At 66.0% G+C, this 3,326-nt stretch carries 1 protein-coding gene and 1 pseudogene; both read left to right on the forward strand.

The genetic code is table 11. The features are described 5' to 3' along the window. The first annotated feature begins 54 nt into the window (after positions 1-54). Positions 55-3,066: a caspase domain-containing protein gene (locus EN781_RS29165; RefSeq protein WP_126054142.1), complete on the forward strand. Its 3,012-nt coding sequence runs from the start codon at positions 55-57 to the stop codon at positions 3,064-3,066. Between the two features lie 83 nt (positions 3,067-3,149). Next, positions 3,150-3,326: pseudogene (locus tag EN781_RS36045) on the forward strand (histidine phosphatase family protein); the annotation flags it as partial.

Consider the following 3,326-nt stretch of genomic DNA (forward strand, 5'->3'; position numbering starts at 1 on the left):
AGGTCGGCTGGCAGCGTTATAGAGGCTTGGGATCGTCAGGGGGATACGCGGCGAATGGGTCTGGTCGAGGGCTCGAACCATCACCTTTCGGCAAGGGCATGCCTGACGGTTTTCGTCGCCGGCTTGCTCTGCCTTGTCGCGACGCTGGCCAAAGGCGCGGAGAACCTCAAGGGCGTCGCCCTCATCGTCGGCCAATCGGCGTACGAGCACATCGCCACCCTGCCAAACCCGGCCAATGACGCCCGCGACATGGCCAAGATGCTGACCGACCTCGGCTTCGATGCCCGCAGCGTCACCGATCGCGATGCCGCGAAACTGAAGCGCGACCTTGAGCGCTTCGTCGAGGATGCCGAAGGCGCCGATGTCGCCTTCATCTATTATTCCGGTCACGGCATCGAGGCCGGCGGCGTGAACTACCTGGTCCCGGTCGATGCCGATATGTCCTCGCTGAAGGACGCCGACAATGCGCTGGTGCCGATCTCCGCCGTCATGGACGATCTGAAGAAGACGGTGCCGGTGACGATCATGCTGCTCGATGCCTGCCGCACCAATCCGTTCCCGCCCGGCGCGGAGTTGCGCCGCGCGCCGACCGCCTCGGCCTCGCCGATCGGCGCCGGCGGGCTGGAACCGTTGCGCGGCGCCAAGGCGCTCGGCAGCGCGCCGGCGACGGAAAACCTCGGAACCGTGGTCGGCTTCGCCGCCGAGCCGGGACGCCCGGCGCTCGATGGCGCCGCCGGCGAGAACAGCCCCTATGCGGCGGCGCTGCTGCGCCACCTCGCCGCGATGAAGGGCACCGAATTCGGATCGGTCATGCGCATGGTGACCGAGGAGGTCTATCTCGACACCAAGGCGCGGCAGCGACCCTGGGTCAATGAAAGCCTGCGCAGATTGCTCTATTTCGGCGTCGCGCCGCAGGAGCCGACCGGCGATGACGGGCTGATCACCGGCGAGCGGCGGCAACTGCTTTTGACCATCGCCGACCTGCCCGATCCGAAGCGCTCGCAAGTGGAACTGGCTTCGCAGCAGGACGGCGTGCCGCTCGACGCGCTCTATGGCGTGCTCAAGGCGCTGGGCACGGAGAAGATACCAGAGGATCCAACGGACCTGGAAAAGCTCCTCGATGCCCAGGCCGAGCGGCTGAAGAAGATGCTGTCAGAGCGCGACGCGCTCAGCACCGACGACCCCGAGATCAAGCGCCTCGTCGCCTCGGCCGACAAGGCGATCGGCCAGGGCGCCATCGTCAGTGCGCGAAAGTTCCTCGACGAGGCGGTGGCCCGGGTCGAGCAGACCAGCGGCGCCGTCGACCAGGCGGAGGAACTGGTCAAGCAGAAGCGGCTCGCAGACGCCGCCATCTATGCCAGGCGCGCCGACTCCTCCGCCCTGGTCTTCGACTACAAATCGGCGGCGAGCGACTACGGCAAGGCCCTCGCGCTAGTCGAGAAATGGGACGACAAGCTGCGCTGGAACTACAAGAACCAGGAGGCCGAGGCGCTCAACGCCCACGGTGCCGCCACCGGCGACAAACAGGCGCTGCAACAGGCCATCGACGCCTACCGGATAATCCTGAACTTCATTCCCAACGGCGAACAGAACCGCGACTGGGCGATCACCCGCAACAACATGGCGGTGGTGCTGCAGACGATCGGCGAACGCGAGACCGACACGACCAGGCTTGAAGCGGCAGCCCAGATCTTCCGTGACTCGCTTGCCGTCTTCGAGCGCGAGAAGGACGATCTCAATTGGGCCGCGGCCCAGAACAATCTCGCCAATGTGCTGTTGAAGATCGGCGAGCGCGAGAGCGACCCCAAGCACTTGAACGAGGCGGTTGCCGCCATGCGCGCGACGCTGGTGAAGCGCCCGCGCGAGAAAGTGCCGCTCGACTGGGCGGCCTCGCAGAACAATCTCGGCCTGGCGCTCTATGCGCTCTCGGAGCGGGAGCCCGGCGGTGAACGCCTCACCGAGGCCGAGGCCGCCTATCGGCTGGCGCTGCAGGAATATACGCGCGAGAAGTCGCCGGCGCAGTGGGCGATGGTTGAGAACAATCTCGGCAACACGCTGGTGTCGCTGGGCACGCAGCGCAACGATCAGGCGAAGATCACCGAGGCGGCCGCGGCCTTCCGCGCCGCGCTCGAGATCCGCACGCGCGAGACCTTCCCGGTTTCCTGGGCGACCAGCCGGCTCAATCTCGGCAACGCGCTGAGCAGCGCCGCCCGCTTCGATCTCGGCACTGGCGAGCTCGAAGAAGCGGCGACGGCCTATGGCGATGCGCTGACCGTCTTCACCCGCAAGCGTTTCCCGATGGACTGGGCTTCCACCCAGAACAATCTCGGGTCGGTCTACCAGACGCTCGGCCAGCGCGCCCGCGATCCGGCGAGACTGGAGCAGTCGGTTGCCGCCTTCCGGGCGGCGCGGCGCATCTACACCAGGCGCGCCTTTCCGCTCGACTGGGCGATGACCGCCTACAATCTCGGCAACACGCTGCAATTGCTCGGCGGCCTGTCCGACAAGCCGGAACACTACAGGGATGCGGCGATGGCCTATCGCGACGCGTTGCGAGAATACAAGCGCGAGACGACGCCGCGGCAATGGGCGCTGGCCCAGGCCGGCCTCGGCTCGGCGCTGCATTGGCTGAGCATGGCCGAAGGCGATACCAAGTCCCTGGCCGAGTCGGTCGCCGCGCGCCGGGCCGCGCTCGAGGTGCAGACCTTCGAAACCGCGCCCGTCGACTGGGCAAACGCGCAGAACGGCATCGGCATGAGCCTGCTCAATCTCGGCACGCTCGAACGCAGCGGCAAATATCTGGACGAGGCCGAAGCCGCCTTCCAGGCGACACTCAAGGTGTTCACCCGTGAGAGCCAACCGCTGCAATGGGCCTTCGCTCAGAACAATCTCGGCGACGTCCATTGGAACCGCGCCAGCCAAGGCGGCGGCGACGCCGAATATATGAAAGCGATCGAGTTCTTCGAGAACGCCAAGCAGGGTTTTGCCGAAGCCGGCTACACCATCCCGATCCCGCTCACCGACAAGAAGATCGAGCTGGTGAAGCAGCAACTAGCGAAGAAATAGCCCGTGCTTGTCTTTCAGCCGGCTTTGCGGTCCCTATATGCGCACACCGCCGTCATCGCCGGTGGACGCAAGAAGGATGGCCGATGGTTCGATTTCTGCTGGCGCTGATGCTGCTCGTCGCCCCAGCCGCGGCGCATGCGACGGATGCCGGCTGGGCACTGTTGCGTGACGGCGGCCATATCGTGCTGCTGCGCCATGCCATGGTCACCGGCACCGCCGATCCAGCCAATTTCGACATCGCCCAATGCCCGACCCAGCTC

Source organism: Mesorhizobium sp. M4A.F.Ca.ET.090.04.2.1 (assembly GCF_003999085.1).
In the GTDB taxonomy this organism is placed as follows: Bacteria; Pseudomonadota; Alphaproteobacteria; order Rhizobiales; family Rhizobiaceae; genus Mesorhizobium.